Source organism: Streptomyces globosus (assembly GCF_003325375.1).
In the GTDB taxonomy this organism is placed as follows: Bacteria; Actinomycetota; Actinomycetes; order Streptomycetales; family Streptomycetaceae; genus Streptomyces; species Streptomyces globosus_A.
In genome coordinates this window covers 3,685,703-3,706,634 of record NZ_CP030862.1, presented here as the reverse complement: position 1 = coordinate 3,706,634, position 20,932 = coordinate 3,685,703, and the positions used below count along the sequence as shown (strand labels likewise).

21 protein-coding genes and 1 pseudogene are annotated in these 20,932 nt (G+C 76.9%); 12 read left to right on the top strand and 10 right to left on the bottom strand.

Features of this window, described 5'->3' with window-relative positions; all coding sequences use genetic code 11:
- Nucleotides 1-145: 145 nt before the first annotated feature.
- A complete protein-coding gene (locus tag C0216_RS16150; RefSeq protein ID WP_246042571.1) occupies nt 146-721 on the top strand; it encodes a hypothetical protein in 576 nt (191 codons plus the stop codon).
- A gap of 122 nt (nt 722-843) precedes the next feature.
- Here the strand turns inward: C0216_RS16150 and C0216_RS16145 are convergent, their stop codons facing one another.
- Nucleotides 844-1,683: a universal stress protein gene (locus C0216_RS16145; protein ID WP_114055959.1), complete on the bottom strand. Its 840-nt coding sequence runs from the start codon at nt 1,681-1,683 to the stop codon at nt 844-846.
- A 201-nt stretch (nt 1,684-1,884) separates the two neighbouring features.
- On the opposite strand from C0216_RS16145, the gene C0216_RS16140 reads away from it, so the two are divergent.
- On the top strand, nt 1,885-2,736 hold the full coding sequence (locus C0216_RS16140) for a DMT family transporter (protein ID WP_114055958.1): 852 nt from the start codon (nt 1,885-1,887) through the stop codon (nt 2,734-2,736).
- 23 nt (nt 2,737-2,759) lie between these two features.
- On the opposite strand, the gene C0216_RS16135 is transcribed toward C0216_RS16140, so the two are convergent.
- Nucleotides 2,760-3,419 carry a CBS domain-containing protein gene (locus C0216_RS16135; RefSeq protein ID WP_246042570.1) on the bottom strand — a complete coding sequence of 220 codons (660 nt, stop codon included), beginning with the start codon at nt 3,417-3,419 and terminating at the stop codon, nt 2,760-2,762.
- 289 nt (nt 3,420-3,708) lie between these two features.
- Between C0216_RS16135 and C0216_RS16130 the strand changes: the two genes are divergently transcribed.
- The 5 genes from C0216_RS16130 (at nt 3,709) to C0216_RS16110 (ending at nt 9,103) form a co-directional block, all read left to right on the top strand.
- Nucleotides 3,709-4,785 carry a zinc-dependent alcohol dehydrogenase family protein gene (locus tag C0216_RS16130; RefSeq protein ID WP_114055957.1) on the top strand — a complete coding sequence of 359 codons (1,077 nt, stop codon included), beginning with the start codon at nt 3,709-3,711 and terminating at the stop codon, nt 4,783-4,785.
- 5 nt (nt 4,786-4,790) lie between these two features.
- Nucleotides 4,791-5,474 (top strand): helix-turn-helix domain-containing protein, encoded by a 684-nt coding sequence (locus tag C0216_RS16125; RefSeq protein WP_174250408.1) that lies wholly within the window; start codon nt 4,791-4,793, stop codon nt 5,472-5,474.
- A 34-nt stretch (nt 5,475-5,508) separates the two neighbouring features.
- Nucleotides 5,509-7,908, top strand: coding sequence for a glycoside hydrolase family 65 protein (locus C0216_RS16120; RefSeq protein WP_114055955.1), 2,400 nt, complete (start codon nt 5,509-5,511; stop codon nt 7,906-7,908).
- A 90-nt stretch (nt 7,909-7,998) separates the two neighbouring features.
- Nucleotides 7,999-8,448, top strand: a complete 450-nt coding sequence (locus C0216_RS16115; RefSeq protein ID WP_174250407.1) for a universal stress protein — start codon at nt 7,999-8,001, stop codon at nt 8,446-8,448.
- A 64-nt stretch (nt 8,449-8,512) separates the two neighbouring features.
- Entirely contained in the window at nt 8,513-9,103 is a 591-nt protein-coding gene (locus tag C0216_RS16110) for an Rv1733c family protein (protein ID WP_114055954.1), read from the top strand.
- 10 nt (nt 9,104-9,113) lie between these two features.
- Here the strand turns inward: C0216_RS16110 and C0216_RS16105 are convergent, their stop codons facing one another.
- Genes C0216_RS16105 through C0216_RS16095 form a run of 3 tightly spaced genes read right to left on the bottom strand, consistent with a single transcriptional unit; the run spans nt 9,114 to nt 10,916 of the window.
- Nucleotides 9,114-9,707 carry a CBS domain-containing protein gene (locus C0216_RS16105; RefSeq protein ID WP_114058703.1) on the bottom strand — a complete coding sequence of 198 codons (594 nt, stop codon included), beginning with the start codon at nt 9,705-9,707 and terminating at the stop codon, nt 9,114-9,116.
- Nucleotides 9,708-9,762: 55 nt separating this feature from the next.
- Nucleotides 9,763-10,641: a universal stress protein gene (locus C0216_RS16100; protein ID WP_162793233.1), complete on the bottom strand. Its 879-nt coding sequence runs from the start codon at nt 10,639-10,641 to the stop codon at nt 9,763-9,765.
- Nucleotides 10,626-10,916 carry a hypothetical protein gene (locus C0216_RS16095; protein ID WP_114055953.1) on the bottom strand — a complete coding sequence of 97 codons (291 nt, stop codon included), beginning with the start codon at nt 10,914-10,916 and terminating at the stop codon, nt 10,626-10,628. The genes C0216_RS16100 and C0216_RS16095 overlap by 16 nt, the downstream gene beginning before the upstream one ends.
- Before the next feature lie 177 nt (nt 10,917-11,093).
- Here C0216_RS16095 and C0216_RS16090 point away from each other — a divergent pair, with 177 nt between their 5' ends.
- Nucleotides 11,094-12,839: a sensor histidine kinase gene (locus C0216_RS16090; RefSeq protein ID WP_114055952.1), complete on the top strand. Its 1,746-nt coding sequence runs from the start codon at nt 11,094-11,096 to the stop codon at nt 12,837-12,839.
- Nucleotides 12,840-12,859: 20 nt separating this feature from the next.
- Here C0216_RS16090 and C0216_RS16085 read toward each other — a convergent pair whose 3' ends face one another.
- Nucleotides 12,860-13,324, bottom strand: a complete 465-nt coding sequence (locus C0216_RS16085) for a Crp/Fnr family transcriptional regulator (RefSeq protein ID WP_114055951.1) — start codon at nt 13,322-13,324, stop codon at nt 12,860-12,862.
- A 158-nt stretch (nt 13,325-13,482) separates the two neighbouring features.
- Here C0216_RS16085 and C0216_RS16080 point away from each other — a divergent pair, with 158 nt between their 5' ends.
- Both C0216_RS16080 and C0216_RS16075 read left to right on the top strand, forming a co-directional pair.
- Complete coding sequence (locus C0216_RS16080; protein ID WP_114055950.1) at nt 13,483-13,803, top strand: hypothetical protein; 321 nt, start codon at nt 13,483-13,485, stop codon at nt 13,801-13,803.
- A gap of 206 nt (nt 13,804-14,009) precedes the next feature.
- Nucleotides 14,010-14,189, top strand: a pseudogene (locus C0216_RS16075) (hypothetical protein); the annotation flags it as partial.
- On the opposite strand, the gene C0216_RS33520 reads toward C0216_RS16075, so the two are convergent.
- Nucleotides 14,173-14,322, bottom strand: coding sequence for a hypothetical protein (locus tag C0216_RS33520; RefSeq protein WP_162793232.1), 150 nt, complete (start codon nt 14,320-14,322; stop codon nt 14,173-14,175). The pseudogene C0216_RS16075 and the gene C0216_RS33520 sit on opposite strands and share 17 nt — an antisense overlap.
- Nucleotides 14,323-14,436: 114 nt before the next feature.
- Nucleotides 14,437-15,525: a hypothetical protein gene (locus tag C0216_RS33515; RefSeq protein WP_162793231.1), complete on the bottom strand. Its 1,089-nt coding sequence runs from the start codon at nt 15,523-15,525 to the stop codon at nt 14,437-14,439.
- 261 nt (nt 15,526-15,786) lie between these two features.
- Here C0216_RS33515 and C0216_RS35025 point away from each other — a divergent pair, with 261 nt between their 5' ends.
- Nucleotides 15,787-17,286: a lipase family protein gene (locus C0216_RS35025; RefSeq protein ID WP_114055949.1), complete on the top strand. Its 1,500-nt coding sequence runs from the start codon at nt 15,787-15,789 to the stop codon at nt 17,284-17,286.
- Between the two features lie 183 nt (nt 17,287-17,469).
- Nucleotides 17,470-18,951 (top strand): hypothetical protein, encoded by a 1,482-nt coding sequence (locus C0216_RS16060; protein ID WP_114055948.1) that lies wholly within the window; start codon nt 17,470-17,472, stop codon nt 18,949-18,951.
- Nucleotides 18,952-19,017: 66 nt separating this feature from the next.
- On the opposite strand, the gene C0216_RS16055 is transcribed toward C0216_RS16060, so the two are convergent.
- Complete coding sequence (locus C0216_RS16055; protein WP_114055947.1) at nt 19,018-19,800, bottom strand: 1-acyl-sn-glycerol-3-phosphate acyltransferase; 783 nt, start codon at nt 19,798-19,800, stop codon at nt 19,018-19,020.
- Nucleotides 19,801-19,857: 57 nt separating this feature from the next.
- Nucleotides 19,858-20,871, bottom strand: coding sequence for a GlxA family transcriptional regulator (locus tag C0216_RS16050; RefSeq protein ID WP_114055946.1), 1,014 nt, complete (start codon nt 20,869-20,871; stop codon nt 19,858-19,860).
- Nucleotides 20,872-20,932: the final 61 nt, after the last annotated feature.

The following is a 20,932-nucleotide window of genomic DNA, read 5'->3' as shown; positions in this document are numbered from 1 at the left end:
CCAGCCGCGACCGCCCGGCCCGGCGACCCCACCGCGGCGGCCCCGCGGCCCATACAGAAATCCGACACGGAAGTCTCGTAAGGTGCGGCAGGTCGGACATACAGGCCCAAAAGGGGCGGACAATACCTCGACCGGAAGGACCGTCGTGACCGCCGACCACCCGACCGCCGGCCCGCACACCCCGCCGCCCGGGCCCGCGCCCGCCGCCGCAGAGGGGCCGGCCCGGGGCGTCAGCCCCGGACACGGCCACGCCGCCGACTGGATGTTCTGCGGCGTCTACGGCACGGTCCTGGCCAGCGGCCTGCTCGCCGCCCTGGACGAGAAGGGCGGCACGTACACGCCCTTCAGCGACGCGGCCTGGGTGCTGGTCACCGCGATCACCGCGGCCCTGGCCCACGGCTACGCCCACCACATGTCCGGGCACCGGCGGGACCCGTCCCGGCGGCGCTGGCGCCTGCTCGCCGTCGAGCTGTGGCACGAGTGGCCGATGGTCGCGGCCGCCCTGCCGACCGTGCTGCTGCTCGTCCTGGCGGGCGCCTTCGGGTGGCAGGCCCCCGGCACCACCGCCGTCGGCCTCGGCCTGAACACCGCGCTGCTCTTCGGCTGGGGCACGGCCCTCTCCCTGCGCCGGGGCTCCCGGCTCCTGCCCGCCGTCGCCGTCGGCGCCGCCGACGCCGGCATCGGGTTCGCGATCATCGTGGCGAACGCCCTCATCAAGTAGCGGCACCACCGCGGGCCGGCCGGCCGTGGCCGCGCCGAGCCTCAGCACTCCGCCGCGCCGGCGCGGCGGCCGGCAACCCGTGCCCGCTGTCCCGCGTGCACGCGCCGCTCCGGGGATGCGCCTCAGTCCAGCGGCACCACCGCGACGGGCGCCGGGCTGTGGTGGACGGCGGCATGGGCGACGGGCCCGACGTGCGGGCCGAACACCACTTTCCGGGTGCGCCGGCCGACCGCCAGCAGCGCCGCCCCCTTCGCCGCGTCCACGAGCCGGGCGCCCGCGGAGCCGGTGACGGCCTCGTGGCTGACCCGCACCCCGGAGTACGTCTTCCGCCAGGGCTCCAGGAGCTCCTCCAGGGCCTCGGCCGCCAGCTGCCCGAGCTCGTCGCCGATGTGCGGGTCCATCACCCCGGCGTACACGTAGACCGGCGGCAGGCTCCAGCAGTGCAGGACGTGCAGTCCGCCGCCCCGGCGCGCTGCCTCGGTGAACGCGAAGCCGAGCAGCCGGTCGCTGTGGTGGGCGAGGTCGACCCCTGCGACGATCCCGCCGTCGGGAGCCGGCCCGCCGCCGTCGTCCGGGGCGCGCACCAGCACGACCGGGTGGCGGGCCGTGGCGACGACACCCAGGGAGACCGACCCGGCGAGGAACCCGCCGAGGGCGCCGAGCCCCCGCGAGCCCAGCACCGTCAGCTCCGAATCGTCCGCGGCGCCGCCCAACACCTCCTCGGGCCGGCCCCGGACGCAGCGCACGTCCACCTCCAGCGCCGCAGCCTCGCCGCGCGCCCGCTCTGCTGCGGCCGCGAGGAGCGCCGCGGAGCCGCCGTCCGGCTCCTCGGCCCGAGCCCCCGCCTCCACGTGCAGCAGGTGCAGCGGCACATCCCGCAGCACTGCCTCGCGCGCCGCCCACGCGACCGCCGCGAGGCTCTCGGGTGAGCCGTCCACGCCCACCGTGACCTGGGCCGTCATGGCATGCCTCCTCCGGGTTTCCGCGTCTGCGGAGGACGGTTCCGCATCCAGCCTGCCCCCGCCGCCGCGACCGCGCACAGGGCCCAAGGGGGCCCGTACGGGGCCCGAGCGGCCCCCTCCGCGGCCGGGGGACGGCAGCCGCACCGCCCCTCGTGCGTGTCGCGTACGGCCCCGGTCCGCCCGGATGGCGATAGTCGGCGCATGGATACCGCGGTGGCGGTGGCGGCCGCTCTGCTGTCCGCCGCCGCCTTCGGCTTCGCGTCCGTCCTCCAGCAGAAGGCGGCGCAGCAGGCGCCCGCGCAGGAGGCCCTGCGCCTGCGCCTGCTGCTCGGGCTGGCCCGCCGGCGCGCCTGGCTGGCCGGCATGGCCCTGGTCGTCCTCTCGTACGCCCTCCTCGGCCTCGCCCTCGCCTTCGGCCCCCTCGTGCTGGTGCAGCCGCTGGCCGCCACCGACCTCGTCTTCGCGCTGCCGCTGCTCGCCCGCCGCCGCGGGATGCCGCTGACCCGGCGCGACACGGCCGGGATCGCCTGCACGGCCGGCGGCATCGCCATGTTCCTCGCGGTGCTCCCGCCGGCGGAGGCCGCGCCGGTGCCGACCGCGGTCGAGTGGCTGCCGGTGCTGGTCGGCACCGGCGGGGCGGCGGTCGTCCTGGCGGCCGTGGGCCGCAGGAGCCGCGCGGCGGCCCGGACGGCCCTCTACGCGATCGCCGCCGCCCTGATGTTCGCGCTGCTGGACAGCCTGACCAAGAGCGCGGGCAGGTGGTTCCGCGGAGAGGGGCTCGACGGGTTCTGGCACTGGGAGCCGTATGCGGTCGTCGTCGTCGGCGTGATCGGGCTGGTGCTGTCCCAGAGCTCCTACCAGGCGGGCTCCCTCGCGATCAGCCTGCCGATCATCGACTGCCTCGAACCGGCCGGCGCGGTGCTGATCGGCGTCGTCCTGTTCGGGGAGCAGCTCGCCACCTCGCCCGGGGCGCTCGCCGTCCAGGCGGTCGGCGCCGCCACGGCTGTCGCGGGCATCGTGGTCCTCGACAGGTCGCCGCTGGCCCGGGCCTGACCGCGGCCCCGTCAGGCCGCGTGTCAGGCCGCGGTCGGCGCCCGGAGCAGGCAGCGGACGTCCACGATGCCCTCGACGGCGTGCGCGAGCTGCTCGGCCACGGGGATCAGGCGCTCGTCCCGCACCTGGCCGGTCAGGGTGGCGACGCCGTGCGCGACCGTCACCTCCACGGCCCCGTGGGAGAGCGGGAACAACCGCTCGACGACCGTGTGGCGGATCTCGGCGGCCAGTTCCCCGTCCGGCCGGAGGAAGACCTTCAGCAGGTCGGACCGGCTGACGATGCCCCGCAGCGTGCCGCTCCCGTCGACGACCGGGAGGCGCTTGACGTGCCGGACGGCCATGAGGCGGGCCGCCTCGGGGAGCGAGGCCTCGGGGCCGACCGTCACCGCGGGGCTCGTCATCAGCTCCCCGGCGCGGACGGAGCCCGCCTTCGCCGTGTCGGCAAGGCGGCGCATCTGCTCGATCATGCCGGGGCCGCGCTCGTGGAACTCCTCCTTCGGAATCAGGTCGGCCTCGGAGACCATGCCGACCACCCGGCCCTCGCCCTCCACCACCGGGAGTGCGGTGACCTTCCAGCGCCGCATCGCGGCGGCGATGTCCTTGAAGCCGGTGTCCCGGGTGACCGCGACGACGTCGGTGGTCATCACATCGGCGACGGTGTACGGGCCGGTGGCGGGGGTCATGGCGCGCTCCTCGGCGTGCGGGCGGCGAGCGGGCTCGGCTGCCGTGCGGGGTGCGGACACCTCACCCTGCTCCGGTGCGCCGCACCGGCGGGAGGGCCGCCCGGGGCACACCGCGGGGCCGTACGGCCCCGGGCCCGCCGCCGGGCGCCCCGGTTGCGGCGGCGCGGGGGCGCGACACCCTGGAAGGGCCCACCGGTCCCCGGAGGGGCCCGACCGGCCCAAGCGCGGCACCGGGCCGGCGGGACAGCGTGGCATCGACACCTCCGTGCACAAGAGAGAAGGCCGCGCCATGAAGGCACTCGTCTTCCACGGGCCCGGACAGACCTCCTGGCAGGACGTCCCGGACCCCTCGGTCAAGGACGCGTCCGACGCTGTCGTCCGTGTCGACACGGTCACCCTCTGCGGTACGGACCTGCACATCGTCAAGGGCGACGTACCCGAGGTGGCCCCCGGCAGGGTCCTCGGCCACGAGGCCGTCGGCACCGTCGTCGAAACCGGCGCCGACGTCCGCAGCGTGCGCCCCGGAGACCGGGTCCTGGTCTCCTGCATATCCGCCTGCGGCCGTTGCCGGTTCTGCCGCGAGGCCCGCTACGGCCAGTGCCGCGGGGGCGGCGGGTGGGTCCTCGGCCACCTCGTCGACGGCACCCAGGCGGAGTACGTGCGGGTCCCCTTCGCCGACCTCTCCGTCCATCCGCTGCCCGGCACCCTCGCCGACCACGAGGCCGTCCTGTTCGCGGACATCTTCCCCACCGCGTACGAGGTCGGCGTCCTCAGCGGCGGCGTCCGCCCCGGCGACACGGTCGCGGTGGTCGGCGCCGGCCCCATCGGCCTGGCCGCCATCGCCACCGCACGCCTCTACAGCCCCTTCCGCATCATCGCGGTCGACCTCGCGGCCTCCCGCCTCGAAGCGGCCCGCCGGCTCGGCGCCGACGCCACCGCGACCGCACGGGAGGAGCCCGAGCGGCTGGTCGCGGACCTGACCGACGGGCTCGGCGCGGACGTCGTCATGGAGGCCGTCGGCCTGCCGGAGGCGTTCGAGCTGTGCACCAGGATGGTCCGCCCCGGCGGACGGGTTGCGAACATCGGCGTCCACGGCAAGCCGGCCGTCCTCCACCTCGAAGACCTGTGGATCAAGGACGTCACCCTCACCACCGGCCTCGTCGACACCTATTCGACCCCGATGCTCCTGAGAATGGCGGCGGCCGGCCGCCTGCCCGGGGCCGCGCTGGTCACCCACCGCTTCGAGCTCGACCGGATGGAGGAGGCGTACGACGTCTTCTCCCGCGCCGGCGACACCGGCGCCCTCAAGGTCGTCCTCGGCGGACCGCAGCACGACACCGTCGCCCTACCGCCCCGGGAGCAGTGATCACCGTGAAGAGCAGCCCGCGCACCCCCCGCCCGGCCTCCGGCGCCCCGGCCGGCCGCACCGACCTCGGCCGCCGCCTGGCCGCCCGCCGCTCCTCCCTCGGCCTGAGCCGCGAGGAGCTGGGCCGGCGGTGCGGAGCGGACGCCAACTACATCGCCTACCTGGAGGAGCACGCCGCCTCCCCGTCCATCGGCACGCTCATCCGCGTCGCCGACGCCCTCGGCATCACCGTCGACGACCTGACCGGCGCCAGCTCCGACCGGCCCCCGGGCCGGGCCGAGTCCCGGCGCGACTCGGCACTCGTCGCCCTCGACGAGGCCGAGTGCCGGCGGCTGCTGGGCACCCACGGGGTGGGGCGGATCGCGGTGTTCACCTCGGAGGGCCCCTCCGTCCTCCCCGTCAACTACATGACGGCCGGCCCGGCCATCGCCTTCCGCACCGCCGCCGACACGGCGGCCGTCCGGGCGGCCGGCACCGAGGCCGCCTTCGAGGTCGACCACATCGACGACGTCACCGCCGAGGGCTGGAGCGTGCAGGCCGTCGGCCTGCTCGAAGCCGTCACCGACCCGGACGAGCGCCAGCACCTCGTCGTCACCGCCCGCGCCCACCCGTGGGCGGGCGGGATCCGCGTCCACTGGATGAAGCTGACCCCCGCCCGGCTCACCGGCCGCCGCGTGGTGCACGGATGACGGGCCAGGCGTCCGCGACCGTCCGCCGGCGGCCGTGAACACCTCCTGGCGCTGGGAGTACCGGGCCTACGACCCCGCCACCGAGCGCCTTGTCGAGTCCCTGTGCACCCTCGGCAACGGCCGCTTCGCCACCCGCGGCGCGGCCCCCGAGACCACCGCGGACGCCGTCCACTACCCCGCCACCTACCTGGCCGGCTGCTACAACCGCCTCGCCTCGGAGGTGGCCGGCCGCACCCTCCACAACGAGGACCTGGTCCGCCTGCCCGACTGGACCGCCCTGCGCTACCGCTGCCTCCCCGACGGCGCACCGCCCGGCGACTGGCTCACCCCCGACCACCCCGCCCTGCGCAAGTGCCACGTACGCCTGGACCTGGCCGCCGGAACCCTCACCCGCCGCATGCTGTTCCAGGACGCCGACGGCCGCCGCCTCGGCGTCACCCACACGCGCCTCGTCCACATGGGCGATCCGCACCTGGCCGCGCAGCGCACCGCTTTCCGGGCGTACGGCTGGAGCGGCCGCATCGAGGTCGTGTCCGTCCTCGACGGGAACACCGCCAACACCGGCGTGGACCGCTACCGCGCCCTGGCCGGCCGCCACCTCGCCGAGCACCGGGCGGGGGCCGGAGCGGACGGCACCGACTGGCTCGCCTGCACCACGACGGCCTCGCGGGTGCGGATCGGGCTGGCGGTCCGGACCTCGTGCCGGCCCCTCGCCGCAGCCGGCCGCACCTGCTCGGCGGACCGCGCGGCGCAGACGTCCCTCCTGCCGGTCCGGCGCGGGCGGGACGCGGTGGTCGTGAAGACCGCCGCCCTGTTCAGCTCCCTCGACCGCCCCACCGCCGACCCCGTGCACAGTGCCGTCGCACACGCGGGCCGCGCCCCCGACTTCCCGACCCTCCTGGAGTCGCACCGCGCCGCCTGGCAGCGCAGCTGGGCCACGGGAGAGCTGAAGACCCCGGGGGAGACCGGCAGGATCCTGCGCCTGCACGCCTTCCACGTCCTGCAGACCCTCTCCCCGCACACAGCGGATCTCGACGTCGGCGTGCCCGCCCGCGGCCTGCACGGGGAGGCGTACCGCGGGCACGTCTTCTGGGACGAGCTGTTCGTCCTGCCGTACCTCACGCTGCACTTCCCCGAAACCGCCCGCGGCCTGCTCATGTACCGCCACCGGCGGCTGCCGGCCGCCCGCGAGGCGGCCCGCCGGAGCGGCGCCCGGGGCGCCATGTTCCCGTGGCAGAGCGCCGGTTCGGGCGAGGAGGAGACGCAGCGGCTGCACCTGAACCCGCGCTCCGGCCGCTGGCTGCCCGACCACTCCCGGCTCCAGCGGCACGTCGGCTCGGCCGTCGCCTGGAACGCCTGGCAGTACGGCCTCGCGACCCGCGACACCGGCTTCATGCACGGACCCGGAGCCGAACTCCTGCTGAGCACGGCCCAGTTCTGGGGCTCCGCCGCAACCTGGGACGCCGGCCTCGGCCGCTACCGCATCCGCGGTGTCATCGGCCCCGACGAGTACCACGACGGCTACCCGGACGCCGCCGCCCCCGGCATCGACGACAACACCTACACCAACGTCACCGCAGCCTGGGTCCTCGCCCGCGCCCTCGACCTCCACGACGAGCTGCCCGCGGCCCGCCGCGCCGACCTCCGCGCGCAGCTCGGCCTCCGCGCGGGCGACACCGGGGTCTGGCGGGACGTCTCGCACCGTCTCCACGTGCCCTTCCACGCCGGTGTGATCAGCCAGTTCCACGGCTACGGCGACCTCGCCGAACTCGACTGGGACGGCTACCGCGCCCGCTACGGCGACATCCGCCGCCTCGACCGGATCCTGGAGGCCGAGGGCGACACCCCCAACCGCTACCGGGCCTCCAAGCAGGCCGACACCCTCATGCTGGGCCACCTCTTCCGCCCCGCCGAACTGGCCGGGCTCTTCGCCCGTCTCGGGTACACCGTCGACGACGCGGTGTGGGAGCGGACGGTGGCCTACTACCTCCCCCGCACCTGCCACGGCTCCACCCTCAGCAGCGTCGTCCACGGCCGGATCCTCGCGCTGCAGCGGGGCGCCGACGCCTGGCGGTTCTGCCGGGAGGCCCTGCTCGGCGACGTCACCGACGTCCAGGGCGGCACCACCGGCGAGGGGATCCACCTCGGCGCCATGGCCGGCACCCTGGACCTCGTCGAGCGGGCGGTCGTCGGGCTGCATCCCGCCGCGGACGGCCTGCACGTCGACCCCGCCCCGCTCACCGAGATCCCCCGCTCGGCCTTCTCCGTCTGCTGCCTCGGACACCGCGGCATCGGCATCCGCTTCCTGCCGGGCCGGATCGGCGTGTCCGTCCCGCCCTCGCTCCTCGGGCCGCTGCCGCTGGTCCTCCCCGGCGGCCGCCGCGTCCTGGTCGCCGCGGGACGGGAGCGCTGGTTCCGCCTGCCCGCCCGCTGACCCCGCCGAGTGCCCCGGCGCCCACCCGCTCGCCTGGCGGGCGGCACCCGCCTCGCCCACGCTGGACGTAGGGAGTCGGAAGGAGTGGGTATGAGCACGCAGCATGAGGCTCCGCGGATCGTGGTGGGCTTGGAAGGATCGTCCTCCTCCCAGGCCGCCCTCCGCTGGGCGGTGCGGTACGCCGGCCTGGTCGGCGGCCGTGTGGAGGCCGTCACCGCGTGGGAGGTCCCCGGCGAGGCGTCGTGGTCCGCCCCCGCCGTGGACGTCACGTTCGACGAGGAGGACGCCGAGCGGCGCCTGGTCGAGGAGGTCCGCACGGTGCTCGGCGAGGACGGCGCCTCCCTGGTCCACGAGCGCCTGGTCCACGGCCATCCGGTCGAGGTCCTGGTCGACGCGGCCAGGGGCGCCGACATGCTGGTCGTGGGCAGCCGCGGCCGCGGCGGCTTCCGGCGGGCCCTGCTCGGCTCGGTCAGCCAGCAGGTCGCGCTGCACGCCCCCTGCCCCGTGACCATCGTCCGCCCGGAGGCGCCCGCGGAGTGAGCGCCCGGCCCACCGCCCGAGCGGCGGGCCTGCTCCCGGTACGTACGCAGGGCGGAGGTGCGCCATGGACGACCGGACGACAGGAGCGGGGGGCAAGCCGCTCCTGCGCAGCGCCGACCGCGCCCGCACGTGGCTGCGCCGCGCCTTCGCCGCGGCCTGCCTGATCGCCGCCGCCTGCGGGGCCGCCGCCGGGTACGCCTCCTGGACCGACGGAACCCGTGCCGCCGAGGCGGTCGCCCGGGAGCGGCACGCCGTGACGGCCACCACGGTCGGCACGACCGGCTACCGGTCCGGGGACTGGCCGAGCGACCGGACCTCCACCGCAGCCTCTGCCACCTGGCAGTACCCGCCCGGCCGCGTGCACACGGACACCGTGCCCGTCCCGCCCGGCACGCGGAAGGGCGACGCCGTCCGCGTGTGGGTCGACGACCGGGGCCGCGCCGCGTCCGCACCGCCCGGTGCCGCCGAAGTGGGCCTGGAGGCGTTCCTCCTCGGCGCGGCGGCGGTCACCGGGGTCCTCCTCGTGTCGGGGGCCCTCGTCCGCGTCGGCCTCCGCGCCGTCGACGCGCGCAGCGCCCGCGCCTGGGATGCCGAGTGGGAGGACGTCGAGCCCCGGTGGAGCGGCCGCCTGCGGCCCGGGCCCGGCGACGGCTGACGGCGGCCTGTCACGCGGGGCCGGCGGTCGGACCGGCCAGCCTGTTGTCGACGTCCACGACGCCGTCGACGCTCTGGCAGAGCCGCTCGACCACGGGCAGCAGTTCCGCCCCGGGCACCGTCCCGCTGAGGACCACCACGCCGTCCTCCACGTCCACGGTGACCGACGACGGGGCGATGCCGAGCGTGCGGACGATCACGTCCTCGACGATCTCCTCGCGGATGGCCTGGTCGCGGCGGAGGAACAGCCGCACCAGGTCGCTGCGGCTGAGCACGCCGATCAGCCGGCCGTCCGCGCCGACGACCGGCAGCCGCTTGACCTCGTGCCGCTGCATCACCCGGGCCGCGCGGACCACGCTCCACTCCGGGCGGGCCGTCACCGCGGGGCTCGACATCAGATCGCCCGCCGTGGACGTGCCCCCGGCCCGCCGCCTCAGCAGGTCGGCCTCCGACACCACGCCGACGGGGCGCCCGTCGGCGTCCACCACGGGCACGGCCGTGATGTCGTACTCGTGGAGCAGCCGGGCCACCTCCTTGAACGCCGTCGCCGCCCGGACGCCCACAGGGTGGGGCGTCATCAGGTCCGCGACGCTGCGGTGCCGGATGCCGGCCCTCCCCGAGGGCGGGCCGGGCCGCCCGCCCTGCTCCCGGCCGGCGCCGTCAGTCATGCGCGACCACCGCGACGGGGGCCGCGGCGTGGTGCAGCACCGCGTGGGCGACCGCGCCCAGGTGCGGGCCCAGAGGGGAGCGGCGCCGGCGCCGCCCGACCACGACCAGGCCCGCACCGCGGCTCTCCTGGACGAGCCGCTCGCCGGGGGACCCCCGGAAGACGCTGCTCGTGACCGCCACCTCGGGGTACTTCTGCCGCCAGGGCAGCAGCATGTCCTCGGCCATGCGGGTGACGCTCCGGCCGATGTCGCGCTCGTTGTCCGGGTCGAAGAACGGCACGTACGTGTAGGCCGGGGGCAGCTTCCAGCCGTGCACCGCCCGCAGCGGGCAGCCCCGCCGGGCCGCCTCCTCGAACGCGAAGTCGAGCACCCGGTCGCCGGCCTCGTGGATGTCGACGCCGACGACGATTGCGGCACCGGCACCGGCATCCGTGTCCGAGCCGTCAGGGGCCTCGTCGTCGCTGCGCACGAGGACGACAGGCGTGTCGGTCGCCGCCACGGTCGACAGCGCGACCGAGCCGACCAGGAAGCCGACCAGGCCGCCGATGCCGCGCGAGCCCAGCACCAGCAGCGCGGCGTCCGCCGCCTCCGCCGCCAGGGCGGCCGCCGGGCGGGCCGTGGGGCAGCGGGTCGTGATCGCCAGCTGCGGATGGCGCCGCCGCAGCTCCTCCGCCGTCTCGGACAGCACCTGGTCGGCCCACCGGTCCGCGTCCTGCCCGCCCACCCCGGGGAACACCGGGTCGAGCGGCCAGTCGACGGCGTGGACGAGCCGCAGCGGAACCTGCCGCAGTACGGCTTCACCGGCCGCCCAGCGCGCCGCCGCCCGGCTCTCGGGGGAGCCGTCGACGCCGGCCGTCACGTGGTCGTCCATGGGGAGGGGTTCCTTCCTCGGGGAGTCGGGCGCCGCCACGGCAGGGCCTGCCGCGTCCGCCCGGCGGGGGCGCCGGCGGTGTCGCCGGAGAGGGCGCGTACATGCGGGTCCGCGGCGACGACCCCGCCGAGCCGTCCGACGAGGTCGGGCAGCAGGCGGAGCCGGCGGGCCGCCGTCCCGTCCAGGGTGGCGACGCCGTCCACGGCGTGCACCTCGACGTCGCCGTCCGGCACCTCCGCGGCGTCCGGGCCGACGCCCCCTGCGGGACGTGCCACCCATGATCCGCCGGAGAACCGGCGTGGGGCGAGGGCCGAACGGGCCCCTCCCGGTGCCGTACGGGCCGGCGGGGCCCGGACCGGACGGCGGCAGCCGCCGCCCGACCCACGGGCCTGCGGCCCGGACCGGCGCTACCGTGGATGCGTGGTCCTCTCACCGTCGTCCGGAGGCGGGACATGAGCGCCGGCGGGCAGCCCGCCGCGGTCGGTGTGCCACGGCTGCGGCTGGACGAGCTCCTCGACGAGCTCCAGGTCCGCATCGACGAGGCCAGAGGCGCCCGCGACCGGCTCAACGGCCTCCTCGAAGCGGTCATGTCCGTCGGCCGGGAGCTGGACCTGCCGCAGGTGCTGCGCCGCATCGTCGAAGCGGCCGTCGTCCTCGTCGACGCCGAGTACGGAGCCCTCGGCGTGATCGGCGACGGGCAGAAGCTCGACGAGTTCCTGCCCGTCGGCATCAGCGACGAGGTGCGCGCGCAGATCGGGGACCTGCCCTCCGGCCACGGCATCCTCGGCGAGCTGATCCGCCACCCCGAGCCCCTCCGCCTGTCCGAACTGTCGGAGCACCCCGCCTCGTACGGGTTCCCCCCGCACCATCCGCCGATGCACTCCTTCCTCGGCGTGCCCATCCGGGTCCGCGAGGCCGTCTTCGGCAACCTCTACCTCACCGAGAAGCGCGGCGGCGCCTGCTTCGACGAGGAGGACGAGGCGGTCCTGTCGACCCTTGCGGTCGCCGCCGGCATCGCCATCGAGAACGCCCGCCTCTTCGAGGAGGTCCGCCTGCGGGAACGCTGGCTGACGGCCAGCTCCGACATCACCAGCGCCCTGCTGTCCGGAGCGCCCGAGGACGAGGTCCTGGAGGGCATGCTGGCCCGGGCCAAGGACATCACCGGCGCAGACCTCGGCGTCTTCCACCGCCTGGGCCCCTCCGGCGGGCTGCGCGGCTCCCTCGCCGTGGGGGAAGGGGCCGAGGCCCACCGCCGCATCACCCCGGCCGACACCCGCGGCACCCTCGTCGAGGCCGCCCTCACCCGCGACGGCCCGGTCACCGTGCGGGACCTGGAGGCCGACCCGGACGCCGCCGTGCAGCCGGACCAGTGGAAGGGCTTCGGGCCGGCGGTCGCCGTCACCGTCGGCACCAAGGAGGGGCTCAGCGGCGTCCTGATGCTGGCCCGCCGCCGCGGCCGCCCTGCCTTCGCCGCTTCCGAGACCGCCGCGCTCCCCGGCTTCGCGGGGCAGGCCGCCCTCGCCCTGGAACTCGCCGACCGGCGCCGGGACGCCGAACAGGTGAGCCTGCTGGAGGACCGCGACCGCATCGCCCGGGACCTGCACGACCTGGCCATCCAGCGGCTCTTCGCCACCGGCATGACCCTCCAGAGCGCGCAGCGCTTCGTCGACCACCCCGAGGCGTCCGAGCGGCTCGCCCGCGCCGTCGACGACCTGGACGCCACCATCAAGATCATCCGGTCGACCATCTTCGGCCTCCGCGAGCACGAGGCCGGCACCGGGTCCCGGCTGCGCGCCCGCGCCGTCGAGGCCGTCGAAGAGGCCTCCGCCGCCCTCGGCTTCGCACCGGCCCTCAGCATGGAGGGACTGCTCGACACCGACGTCCCGCCCGCCGTGGCCGACGAGGTCCTCGCCGTCCTCCGCGAGGCCCTCGCGAACGTCGCCCGGCACGCCCGGGCCGCGCACGCGGACGTCTCCGTCGTCGCCGCCGACGGCCTGCTGACCGTCACCGTGACGGACGACGGCGTCGGACTCCCCGCCGGGGGCCGCCGCAGCGGCCTGCGCAACCTCGGCGTACGCGCCGAACGGCTGGGCGGCCGCATGGACGTCGCGGCCCGGGACCCCGGCCCCGTCGGAGCCTCCCGCGGCACCCGCCTGGTGTGGGAGGTCCCCCTGTCCCCGCCGACGCTCCTCACCTGAACCCGTCCGGCGCCGCGGGGTCAGACGGCGCTGCCGCTGCCGTAGGGGGCGTACAGGTCGAGCAGCCGGATCCGCGTGGCGTGCAGCCGGTGGGCGAGGACCTGGCCGACCCAGTGGCCGACGGCGTACCCGAAGGCCGGGTCGGCGTCCATCAGCGCCCGCACCTGGTCCGCGTCGAACTCGTAGGCCCGCACGGGGGTCATGGCCTCGGCGCCCAGCCGCCAGGTGCACGGCTTGAACAGCCACGAGCAGCCGACCAGCTCCCCGGCGCCGAGGCTCTCCACCACGGCGGCGCGCCGCCCGGGAACGTGGACGTCCAGGGTCACGGTGCCGGAGCGGACGATCCAGAACCGGTCGGCCCGGCCGCCCTCGCGGAAGATGCGGCTCCCTTCGGCGAAGTTCACCTCGCGGGCCGCCTCCATCAGGCGGGCGCGGTGGTCGGCGGGCAGCGCCGCGGCGATCCGGGTGGGAGAGGGGGTGCTCATGGACGGCCTCCCTGGTTCGGGTCCCTCCAGTCTCGGCCCTGCGCCGCCGCCCCGCATGGGACCTGCGGGCCCTCCCCGGGTCCGAACGGCCCTGGCGGGAGCCGCGCGGGCAGGGCAGCATGGCAGTCACACCACCACTGCTGCCCGAGGTGACTGACATGGCATCCACGACATGGACCACCACGGGGGTGTTCACGGGCCCCGGAGGCGTACGCACGGCGGAGGCCGGGACGCTCGCCGGAGAGCTCGCGGTGCGCACCGTGTGGGAGCCGCAGCAGGCGCACGTCTGCGTGCAGTACGTCGGGGACACCGAGTGGTACCCCCTGGCCGGAAGCCCCGTGCCCTGTCCCACGCCCGAGGTCGGCCGCACCGTCCACCAGGGTGCTGTGGACGCCGTACGGGCGGGCGGCGCGGTCCCCTTCACGCTCCCGCCGGCCGTCCGGGCCGCGTACGGAACGCCCACGCAGGCCGGCGGCTGAGCCCGGCTGCGCGCCGCTCCGGCCGGGACCCCCGCCGCAGCCCTCGCAGGCGTACGGGACGCCCGGCCGGCTCCGCGAACCGCGGCCGCCCCCGCATGCGGGCAGGTCGACCCGGAGGCTGCCCTGCAGGGCGCCCGGGAAGTCCGCCGCGTCGAAGAGCCGGCCTGCGGCGGCGGCACCCGCCGTCCGGGTGCGGCCGCCGAGCCCAGCGCATCCGGCGCGACCGGGCCCTGCCGGAGACGACGGACGACGTGATCGCCGCTGCCACCGGCACGGGCACCGCCACCACCCTGCGCCGCCACTTCCGGCGCACCGTCCGCGTCCCCCCGGACACCTACCGGCGCACCTTCCGCCTCCGCCGCCCCGACCTCACCTCCCGGCCCTGAGGGCGGCCTCCTCCCGCGCCGCCGGCGCCGCGCGTACGGCGCCGAGGCAGCGGGCCGCCTGGGCGGCCAGGGCTTCGGCCGGCTCGGGCGGGGCCTCGGCAAGGCTGAAGCCGGTGTCGACCGAAGTGATCATCCAGGCCAGGTCGCGGGCGGAGCCGCCGCCCAGGTGCAGCAGGCAGCTGCGCTCGACCTGCGCGCCTTCTTCGACGGCCTGCGCTGACCGGGAGCGGGCCGCGGCCGCCCGGGATCAGCCGGAGGCGGCGCGCTCCGTACGCCCCAGGGCCCAGCGGTGCAGGCGGCCGCCGTCGTCCTCCGTGAGCCAGGTGCCGTCGCCCAGGACGGTCACGTCCCTGCCGACGGCGGCCGGGTACGCCAGCCGGCCGAGCGGGCGCAGCGACGCCGCATCGATCAGCCAGTGCCGCGCCTGCGGCGGCCCGCCCGCCCGGAACACGCGGCCCGGCACCAGGACGTGGCGCCCGTCGAGGACCCCGGCGGAGCGGAACTCGTCCTCCGCCGGGTCGGGGGCCAGCGCCGCCAGGTCGAGCACGGCCACCTGCCCGCCGGAACCGGTGTCGTACACGGCCAGCTCGTCGCGGTCGTCGTCGGGCCAGACGTGCTCGGCATACCGCTGGGTCAGGGTGCGGGAGCCGGGCAGGAAGCCCGCCAGCGCGTGCATCCACGTACCGCCGGCGATGCGGATCCCGTCGTCGGCATCCGCGGACCCGGTGGGCTCGGCCCACCACGTCGACCAGCTGTGCCAGGCGGTCCAGCAGGACACCGCCAGGGCGCCGCCGTCCGGACGCCAGCCCAGCACCACGCCCGACGCCAGCGAGCGGAGCTGCTGCCGGCCGACGACCTCGCCGCTCGCCGCGTCCAGGAACAGCAGCCGGTCCCAGACGTAGCTCCGCCCCGGCTCGGCGTCGTACACCAGGGCCGCCCGCGCCGGGTCGGGCTCCTGCGTCGGCACGACGACGCCGACCAGGCGGCCGTCCGGGCTGGGCGCCGGCGCGGACCGGGCGCGGGGGGTGCCGTGCCACGGGTCGTGGGCGAACTCCCACCGCGTCCCGCCGTCCGGGCCCACGGCCCGTACGGAGGCCGCGCCCGCCACCAGGAACCCGCCGTCGGAGGCGGCGGCCGCCCGCTCCTGCTCCTCCACCCGGAGGGAGGCGACCGGGCCGGCGGCCGTGCCGGCGAGGAACTCCTCCCGGTCGTGCACCTCCAGCAGCCCGCCTGCACGGACGAGGAGCCGCCCTCCGGCGACCGCCTCGACGGTGCCCCGCGCCCGGACGGTGCCGAGCGGCACCACGTCGATCAGTTCGTTCCCCGCTGTGCTCACCCCCGCATGCTCGCAATCCGCCCGCGCCCGCCGCCAGCGCTTTCCGCGCCCGGGCGTCAACCGCGCCCCGCTCCCGTCACCCCCCGACGAGCCGGGCCCGTGAACGGCTGTGCGGGGGCCCGCACCCCCGCGGCTGCGGGGCGCGCGGGGTATGGCAGGCGCCGCGCGCGCGGGAGCGTGCGCCCGGCCGCGCCGGAGGCGCCCCCGTTCGGTGCCACCATGCGTCGCGGACAGCGGCTTCAGACGACGAGAGGTTGCAGCGTGACACCCCAGGCGACCGGCGCATCCCCCCGGCACCTCACAGACGGGCGGCGCAAGGACATCCCCGACGCCGGCCCGCTCCCCGGGCCCTGCGACACCCCGGCCCTCCCCGACGCGGGCCCCGCCGGCAGCCCGGAGGCCACCGCCGCGGCCACCCCGGCGGACGGCGACCTCCTCATCGCGGCCTCCGTCCTCCTCGCCGACGCCGCCCTCGCCGCCCGCCAGGCCGGCGCGCACCTCACCGCAGCCCTCACCGGCGGCAGCTTCGCCCTCCAGGCCCTGCGCCGCCCCGCCTGGGCCGCCGGTGCGACCCTGTCCTGCCTCCGCGCCCTGACCAGCCGGGCCGGCCTCGGCTTCGCCGCCAACGGCGGCACCGTCGGCGAACTCGCCCGCATCGCGGGCAACCTGACCCGCCGCCGGCCCGCCTCCGTCGCCATGGCCGTCGACGCCTTCGCCCTGCGCATCGAGGCCGCCACCGCCGCCCACCCCAATCTGGACTCCCCCCACGCCCGGCGCCTCACCGACGCGCTCGTCGCAGGAGACCGGCTGGAGGCGGCGCGCGCCCTCCACGCCCTCGTCGAGCGGCTCGGCGTCACCCGCGCCCTCACCACCATCAGCCCCGTCATCATGGAACTCCTGGCCCTGCTGGGCCTGTTGGACGAGAACCCCGTCAACGACAGCTTCTCCTGGGTGACCCTCGCGGGCGGCGTCCCCACCACCGACCCGCTCTTCGGCCTGCCCTGCTCCCTGATCAAGCACCTCAACCCCGGCCCGGGCCGCGCCGAGCGCGCCGACCCCGACCCGATCCTCGCCAAGGTCCTCGGCACCTCCCGCAACGACATTGTCAGCTACATCAACGACATCGGCGCCCTCGGCAACCACGGCCTGGTCCTCCTGCGCCGCATCGCCTGCACCGACGGAGCCGTACGCCACGTCCTGCTGCTCCCCGGCACCAGCTTCGCCCTGCTCAGCAACAGCACCCCGCAGGACCTGGTCGGCGCGTTCGACGGCTGCCTGCGCACCGACACCACCTACACCCGGGCGGCGAGGAAGCTCCTGAAGCGGGCCGGGGTGCCCGCCGGGTCGGAGCTGATGATGGTGGGCCACAGCCTCGGCGGCCTGACCGCGATGAACCTCGCCGCCGACCTCGACACCGCCTCCGAGTACCGGATCACCCACGTCGTCACCCTCGGCTCGCCGATCGACAACAAGCGGCCCGCCGACCACACCACCCGGGTCGTCAGCCTGGTCAACAAGCACGACGTCATCCCCATGCTGGACGGCCGCGGGCCCGCCTCGCCCCACGACGTCCCCGACAGCTGGGTGGAGCTCTCCTGGCTCGACGAGTCCTACGACTACCCGCTCTCCCACGCCCCCCAGGCGTACTCGGACAGCCTGCGCGGTGAACTGGCCCACCACCGGGACCGGGTGAACGCGCTGATCGGCAGCTACGACGGCGAGATCATCGGCAACCAGCCGTACATGCTGCGCGACAGGTGACCGGCCCCGAGCCTGGTTCCGCCCCCGTCCCGCCCCCCGTCCCGCCCCCCGTCCAGCGCCCTGGCCCGCGCCGGAGTGTGCGCCCGCTCGCGCCCCCGGGTCCGCCCGCGAACGCGCCTCCGCCCGCTGCTGCCCCGCCCCCGCGCCCGTCCCCCCGTACGACCCGAGGGAGAACCACCCCCGATGACCACCCCCGCCGCCGCCCTGCCGCTGGAGAACGCCGTGTTCAGCGCGGCCCTGCTCGCCCGCCGCCTGCCCTGGTCGGACGCGCCCGCCCGCGCCCTCGGCCTGGACTCCCTCACCTGCGAGGGCGCCGCCCGCGGCGTCCTCGCCCACCTGCGCCGCAGCCGCTCCGGGCGCCCCGTCAGGCTGCGGACCCCGCTCGGCTCCTTCCTCGTCCCGCTCAAGCCGGCCGACACCGCGGGGCTCCTCGCGGCCGGCGCCGCCGCCGACGCGCTCGCCCCCGCCGTCCGGCTCGACGAAGCCGGGCGCCGGCACGGCCTGCACCCCCACCACCCCCTGCCGCTCCCCGCCCCGCCCGAGGACGTCCTGCCTGAAGCCGCGCTCGCCGGCCCGCTCGCCGGGGAACTCCGCCGGCTGGCCTCCGCCCGCCGCGACGACCAGGCCCTGACCTGGGAGGCATGGCGGCCGGGCCTGCTGCGCGCCGCCCGCAGGGTGGTGGCGGGCGCGGCCGCGGCCGAGGACACGCTGCTCGGCGAGATGCTCCGCCGGGCAGCCGAGGCCGCGGGCAGCCACGCCTACGAGTCCCGGGCCGCCGCCGTGCACCGGCGCCTCGCCCCCTACCTGGCCGACCCGGACCCCGACTCCCTGGCCGCCGTCCTTGCCCGCCCCGCAGCAGGCCCCGCCGTGCCCGCCGCCCGCGCGGAGCACGGCCCCCCGGCCGGTGCGGGCCGGCCCGAGGAGGCCCTGGCCCACGCCCTCGCCGTGGTCTCCGAAGCAGCCGCCACCACGGCCCTCCAGGCGCTGGCCCTCACCGCCGCGGGCGTGCCCGCGGCGGCAGGCGGACCGGCCGCCGCCGTGGCCCTCGCCCTCGACCGCTTCCCGCCCGTCGGCGCCGCCGTGCACCCGGTCCGGTCCCGGTTCTCCTGGGAGGGGCTCGCCGTCGACGCGGGCACGGAGATCCTGGCCGCCCCCGGCTGGCTCCGCAGCGCCACCGACCACGCCGGCGGCGCCGGGGCGGAGCCGGGCCCGCTGCCGGGAGGCGGGCCGTCCCCGCTGTGCGGATCGCCCACCGGCTGTGCGGCCGCCGCGGTCGCCGTCCGGGTCGCCGAAGCGGTCGTCCGGTTCTTCACCGAGGACGCCGAGGGAGCCCGGCCCGCCCTCCTCGCGCCCGCGCTGTCCCCCGACCGGATGCCGCTCACCCTGGACCCGCGCACGCTGCTGCTCGCGTTCCCCGCCGCCGGCGCACCCGCCGCCGCGCCGCCCGCGCGCGCCGGCACCCCGGCCTCGTACGCGGCGCCGGCCCGAGCCGCCGCCGGCCGCCTCGACCGGCACGCCCGCAGTCTGGCCGCCTGCGCCGCCGACGCCGGCTGGGACGGGAGCGAGACCGGCGAGCGCTTCCGGATGCGGCTGCTCGAGCACGCCGACCGGTGCACCCGCGCCGCCTCCGACATCCGCGAGGCCGCCCGCCGCCTCGCGGACTGACCGCGGACGGGCAGGCAGGCCGGGCGGGCCGGGCGGCGTCCGGGCCCGCCCGCCCGGTCGCCGCCGCTACCGTACGAGCGTGTCCCGCCGCCCCCGCTCCCGTACGACCATGTCCTGCACGACCGCCTGGACCTCCCCGGCCAGCCGCCGGGCGGCCGCCGAGCGGGCCCCGGCGCCCCGCGGCCGCTCGGGCGGGGCGACCGGCTCGCCGATGGTGATCAGCCACTTCGCCGGCAGCGGGAAGAAGGACGTCAGCGGAAAGGACGGAAGGCCGAGGAACTTCGCCAGCGCGGGCAGCTCACCCATCCGGGGGGAGGACTCCTCGGCCCCGATGACGGCGACCGGTACGATCGGCGCCCCCGTGTGCAGGGCGGCCACGGCGAAGCCCGGGTTGAACGGCTGGAGTCGGTAGCGCTCGCGGAACGGCTTCTCCAGCCCTGAAACCCCCTCGGGGAACACCGTGATCAGCCCGCCCCCGGCCAGGTGCTGCATGCCGGCCCGCAGGTCGATCGGCACGGCGCCCTTGCGCGCCGCGTACGGCCCCAGCACCGGAAGGTGGAAGACGAAGGGCGCGGCCAGCACCTGCAGAGGCCGCCGCAGCGAACGCACCAGGGCCTTCTGCATGACGAACGCGTCCAGCCCCCAGGCGCCGGAGTGGTTGGCGACGAGCACGGCGGGCCCCTCGGCGGGCACGTTCTCCAGCCCGAGCACGTCCAGCCGGAACCAGTCGTCGATGAACCATTCGAGCAGCCGCTCCCAGGCGTTCTCGCCGGCATCGCCGAGCATGTGCCGGAGGAAGCGGAGCTCGCTCTTCGCGATGTCGACGACGCCGATGATGCTCTCGGACACGGGAACCCTCTTTCTCGAACACTGCCCGCACCACCAACGGCGGCGGAGCGGGTGTGATCACGAGGAGCCCGCGAATCCGGAATTCGGCTCTTGGTTCGACCCTTCCCCTGCGAACGAGGCGCGGTAGGCGCGCGGACTCGTCCCCAGGCGGGACGCGAAGTGCTGCCTCATGGTCACCTCGCTGCCGAACCCGGCCCGCCGGGCGACCTCGGGCACGGGCAGGTCGGTGCGCTCCAGCAGCTTCTGCGCGGCGGCGATGCGGTGCTCCAGGAGCCACCGCAGCGGCGTGGTCCCGGTGGCGGCGGCGAAGTTCCGGGCGAACGAGCGCGGCGACATGCCCGCGCGGGCGGCCAGCGCGGCGACGCCGAGGGGCTCGTCGAGGTGCGCCAGTGCGTACGCCCGTACGCCGGCCAGCGCGTCCGCGCCGCGGTCCGTGCGGGGCGTCGGGCGCTCGATGAACTGGGCCTGGCCGCCCGTCCGGAACGGGGCGGTGACCATCGACCGGGCGATGGCCGCGGCGGCCTCCGCCCCGTGGGCGGTGCGCACCAGGTGCAGGCACAGGTCGATGCCGGCCGCGGTGCCGGCGGAGGTCCACACGTTGCCGTCCTCGACGAACAGGGCGTCGGGCCCGACCCGCACGCGCGGGTGCCGGGCGCGCAGCAGGTCGGCCAGGGCCCAGTGGGTCAGCGCCCGGCGGCCGTCGAGCAGCCCCGCCTGGGCCAGGGTGAACGCGCCGCCGCACAGGGCGGCGATGGCGGTGCCGCGCGCGTGGGCGCGGCGCAGCGCCGCGAGGACGGGCTCGGGCGCCGGCTCGGCGTGCTCGTCCAGGCCGGGAACGAGGACGAGCCGGGCCCGGGGCAGCCAGGCGAGGGTGCGGTCCGGCGTGAGGGCGAGCCCGCCCCGCATCGGCACCGGATCGGGCCCGGCGGCCACCCGGCGCAGCTCGAAGGCGGGCACCCCCCGGTCGGTGCGGTCCACGCCCCACACCTCCGTGACGACCGAGACGTCGAAGGCCCGGATGCCGGGGAAGGCGAGCAGGGCGATGCGGTGGGCCGGCGCCGGTCGGTTCATGGCGGCAGTAAACCATCGATCGCTGTCTTCCTGCCTCCTGGAAGCAGGGCGGGGCGAGGGG